Origin of the sequence: Stenoxybacter acetivorans DSM 19021 (genome assembly GCF_000745895.1) — a bacterium.
Lineage (GTDB): Bacteria > Pseudomonadota > Gammaproteobacteria > Burkholderiales > Neisseriaceae > Stenoxybacter > Stenoxybacter acetivorans.
Window position 1 is genome coordinate 1 of sequence record NZ_JQKE01000106.1, and the last position, 4,911, is coordinate 4,911.

At 51.3% G+C, this 4,911-nt stretch carries 2 tRNA genes and 2 rRNA genes; all 4 read left to right on the plus strand.

Annotated features, from left to right (window positions below):
* Nucleotides 1–1,238: ribosomal RNA gene (locus tag Q384_RS10560) — 16S ribosomal RNA — on the plus strand; the annotation flags it as partial.
* Nucleotides 1,239–1,309: 71 nt separating this feature from the next.
* A tRNA-Ile gene (locus Q384_RS10565) sits at nucleotides 1,310–1,386 on the plus strand.
* Nucleotides 1,387–1,404: 18 nt separating this feature from the next.
* Nucleotides 1,405–1,480 (plus strand) — tRNA-Ala (locus Q384_RS10570).
* A 360-nt stretch (nucleotides 1,481–1,840) separates the two neighbouring features.
* Nucleotides 1,841–4,732: ribosomal RNA gene (locus tag Q384_RS10580) — 23S ribosomal RNA — on the plus strand.
* The last annotated feature ends 179 nt before the right edge of the window (nucleotides 4,733–4,911 follow it).

A 4,911-nucleotide genomic window follows, 5' to 3' on the forward strand; every position in this document is an offset into this window, starting at 1 on the left:
TGATCCGCCACATTGGGACTGAGACACGGCCCAAACTCCTACGGGAGGCAGCAGTGGGGAATTTTGGACAATGGGGGCAACCCTGATCCAGCCATGCCGCGTGTATGAAGAAGGCCTTCGGGTTGTAAAGTACTTTTGTCGGGGAAGAAAAGGTTAGTGTTAATACCACTGACTGATGACGGTACCCGAAGAATAAGCACCGGCTAACTACGTGCCAGCAGCCGCGGTAATACGTAGGGTGCAAGCGTTAATCGGAATTACTGGGCGTAAAGCGGGCGCAGACGGTTACATAAGTCAGGTGTGAAATCCCCGAGCTCAACTTGGGAATGGCGCTTGAAACTGTGTAGCTAGAGTGTGTCAGAGGGAGGTAGAATTCCGCGTGTAGCAGTGAAATGCGTAGAGATGCGGAGGAATACCGATGGCGAAGGCAGCCTCCTGGGATAACACTGACGTTCATGCCCGAAAGCGTGGGTAGCAAACAGGATTAGATACCCTGGTAGTCCACGCCCTAAACGATGACAATTAGCTGTTGGTGTGCTTGCCACATTAGTAGCGAAGCTAACGCGTGAAATTGTCCGCCTGGGGAGTACGGTCGCAAGATTAAAACTCAAAGGAATTGACGGGGACCCGCACAAGCGGTGGATGATGTGGATTAATTCGATGCAACGCGAAGAACCTTACCTGGTCTTGACATGTACGGAATCTTTCAGAGACGGAAGAGTGCCTTCGGGAGCCGTAACACAGGTGCTGCATGGCTGTCGTCAGCTCGTGTCGTGAGATGTTGGGTTAAGTCCCGCAACGAGCGCAACCCTTGTCATTAGTTGCCATCATTTGGTTGGGCACTCTAATGAGACTGCCGGTGACAAACCGGAGGAAGGTGGGGATGACGTCAAGTCCTCATGGCCCTTATGACCAGGGCTTCACACGTCATACAATGGTCGGTACAGAGGGTAGCCAAGCCGCGAGGCGGAGCCAATCTCAGAAAGCCGATCGTAGTCCGGATTGCACTCTGCAACTCGAGTGCATGAAGTCGGAATCGCTAGTAATCGCAGGTCAGCATACTGCGGTGAATACGTTCCCGGGTCTTGTACACACCGCCCGTCACACCATGGGAGTGGGGGATACCAGAATTGGGTAGGCTAACCGCAAGGAGGCCGCTTAACACGGTATGCTTCATGACTGGGGTGAAGTCGTAACAAGGTAGCCGTAGGGGAACCTGCGGCTGGATCACCTCCTTTCTAGAGAAGAATGGGCAACTGTTGTACTCACACTTATCGGTAAACTGAAAAAAAAGATGCGAGAAGACCTTGGGTTTGTAGCTCAGCTGGTTAGAGCACACGCTTGATAAGCGTGGGGTCGCAGGTTCAAGTCCTGCCAGACCCACCAGAGCTGCGACAAGCACATGGGGGCATAGCTCAGTTGGTAGAGCACCTGCTTTGCAAGCAGGGGGTCATCGGTTCGATCCCGTTTGCCTCCACCACAGACCCTGATAAATCCTATCCTCGTACGCAAATCAAAGCAGCAAGCACAGAATTAAGAATAAAAGATTCTGAAGCGGCCTGTTTTGATTTGCGCATAGAAACGCATCGATCTTTAACAAATTGGAAAGCCGAAATCAACAAACAAAGACAAAACTGGTTTGGGCATAATTGCTTGCAAGCGATTGTGCCGAAAAACAAACCAAGCGAAGAATTTGGGTGATGATTGTATCAACTGCCCTGTGAAACAAAAGGCACAGAGGCAGACAACCAAAGCAGTAAGCTTTTTCAAAGTAAAGGCTTAGAGCCAAGTTCCACGTCAACGGGAGCGAAGCGAAGTCAAGAAGCCCTTGAAATGATAGAGTCAAGTGAATAAGTGCATCAGGTGGATGCCTTGGCGATGATAGGCGACGAAGGACGTGTAAGCCTGCGAAAAGCGCGGGGGAGCTGGCAATAGAGCAGAGATCCCGCGATGTCCGAATGGGGAAACCCAATCAGAGCGATCTGATTATCCGTACCTGAATAAATAGGGTACGAGAAGCGAACCCGGAGAACTGAACCATCTAAGTACCCGGAGGAAAAGAAATCAACCGAGATTGCGCCAGTAGTGGCGAGCGAAAGCGCAAGAGCCTGTGTGTGATAGATATTGAGATAGAAGAACCGGTTGGGAAGCCGGGCCGCAGCGGGTGACAGCCCCGTATTCGAAATTTCATTATTGGTACTGAGCACACGAAAAGTAGGGCGGGACACGCGAAATCCTGTCTGAAGAAGGGGGGACCATCCTCCAAGGCTAAATACTCATCATCGACCGATAGTGAACCAGTACCGTGAGGGAAAGGCGAAAAGAACCCCGGGAGGGGAGTGAAACAGAACCTGAAACCTGATGCATACAAACAGTGGGAGCGGAATTATTCCGTGACTGCGTACCTTTTGTATAATGGGTCAACGACTTACATTCAGTAGCGAGCTTAACCGGATAGGGGAGGCGCAGGGAAACCGAGTCTTAATAGGGCGAATAGTTGCTGGGTGTAGACCCGAAACCGAGTGATCTATCCATGGCCAGGTTGAAGATGCCGTAACAGGTATTGGAGGACCGAACCCACGCATGTTGCAAAATGCGGGGATGAGCTGTGGATAGGGGTGAAAGGCTAAACAAACTCGGAGATAGCTGGTTCTCCCCGAAAACTATTTAGGTAGTGCCTCGAGCAAGACACTGATGGGGGTAAAGCACTGTTATGGCTAGGGGGTCATTGCGACTTACCAACCCATTGCAAACTCAGAATACCATCAAGTGATTCCTCGGGAGACAGACATCGGGTGCTAACGTCCGGTGTCAAGAGGGAAACAACCCAGACCGCCAGCTAAGGTCCCGAATGACAGATTAAGTGGTAAACGAAGTGGGAAGGCAAAGACAGCCAGGATGTTGGCTTAGAAGCAGCCATCATTTAAAGAAAGCGTAATAGCTCACTGGTCGAGTCGTCCTGCGCGGAAGATGTAACGGGGCTCAAATCTGTAACCGAAGCTGCGGATGTCAGGCAACTGACATGGTAGGGGAGCGTTCTGTAGGCCGAAGAAGGTGCATTGAGAAGTGTGCTGGAGGTATCAGAAGTGCGAATGTTGACATGAGTAGCGATAAAGCGGGTGAAAAGCCCGCTCGCCGAAAACCCAAGGATTCCTGCGCAACGTTCATCGGCGCAGGGTGAGTCGGCCCCTAAGGCGAGGCAGAGATGCGTAGTCGATGGGAAACGGGTTAATATTCCCGTACTTAATTCAAATGCGATGTGGGGACGGAGAAGGTTAAGTCATCGACCTGTTGGAATAGGTCGTTTAAGCCGGTAGGCAGAATAACCAGGCAAATCCGGTTATTCAATGCCGAGACGTGATGACGAGTGTCCAAGGACACGAAGTGACTGATACCACGCTTCCAGGAAAAGCCACTAAGCTTCAGTTTGAATTGAACCGTACCGCAAACCGACACAGGTGGGTAGGAAGAGAATTCTAAGGCGCTTGAGAGAACTCGGGAGAAGGAACTCGGCAAATTGATACCGTAACTTCGGGAGAAGGTATGCCTTTTTGAGTGAAGGAGAAACACCGAAAGCTTAGAGAGGCCGCAGAGAATAGGTGGCTGCGACTGTTTAATAAAAACACAGCACTGTGCCAACACGAAAGTGGACGTATACGGTGTGACGCCTGCCCGGTGCCGGAAGGTTAATTGAAGATGTTCACGCATCGGATCGAAGCCCCGGTAAACGGCGGCCGTAACTATAACGGTCCTAAGGTAGCGAAATTCCTTGTCGGGTAAGTTCCGACCCGCACGAATGGCGTAACGATGGCCACACTGTCTCCTCCCGAGACTCAGCGAAGTTGAAATGGTTGTGAAGATGCAATCTCCCCGCTGCTAGACGGAAAGACCCCGTGAACCTTTACTGCAGCTTTGCATTGGACTTTGAAGTTACTTGTGTAGGATAGGTGGGAGGCTGAGAAGCTGAGACGCTAGTTTCAGTGGAGCCGCCGTTGAAATACCACCCTGGTGACTTTGAGGTTCTAACCCAGGCCCGTGAAACCGGGTCGGGGACCGTGCATGGTAGGCAGTTTGACTGGGGCGGTCTCCTCCCAAAGAGTAACGGAGGAGTTCGAAGGTTACCTAGGTCCGGTCGGAAATCGGGCTGATAGTGCAATGGCAAAAGGTAGCTTAACTGCGAGACCGACAAGTCGAGCAGGTGCGAAAGCAGGACATAGTGATCCGGTGGTTCTGAATGGAAGGGCCATCGCTCAACGGATAAAAGGTACTCCGGGGATAACAGGCTGATTCCGCCCAAGAGTTCATATCGACGGCGGAGTTTGGCACCTCGATGTCGGCTCATCACATCCTGGGGCTGTAGTCGGTCCCAAGGGTATGGCTGTTCGCCATTTAAAGTGGTACGTGAGCTGGGTTTAAAACGTCGTGAGACAGTTTGGTCCCTATCTGCAGTGGGCGTTGGAAGTTTGACGGGGGCTGCTCCTAGTACGAGAGGACCGGAGTGGACGAACCTCTGGTGTACCGGTTGTTTCGCCAGAAGCATAGCCGGGTAGCTAAGTTCGGAAGAGATAAACGCTGAAAGCATCTAAGCGTGAAACTCGCCTGAAGATAAGACTTCCCCTGTGGTAAAACCACACTGAAGAGACGTTCGAGACCAGGACGTTGATAGGTCGGGTGTGGAAGCGTGGTAACACGTGAAGCTAACCGATACTAATTGCTCGTGCGGCTTGACTCTATCATTTGAAGGGCTTGTAAGAAAGTAATACAAGCATCTTGAAAGAAAAAAGCTTACGCGAAGATACGCATCACCGTTGATTGAAGTTGATGGATTGCAAAGAGCCGAAGGGTAATTGCATGAGAGAGACACGGCTTAACCGATTTGTACAGTTTAGTTTGGCGGCCACAGAGCGTTGG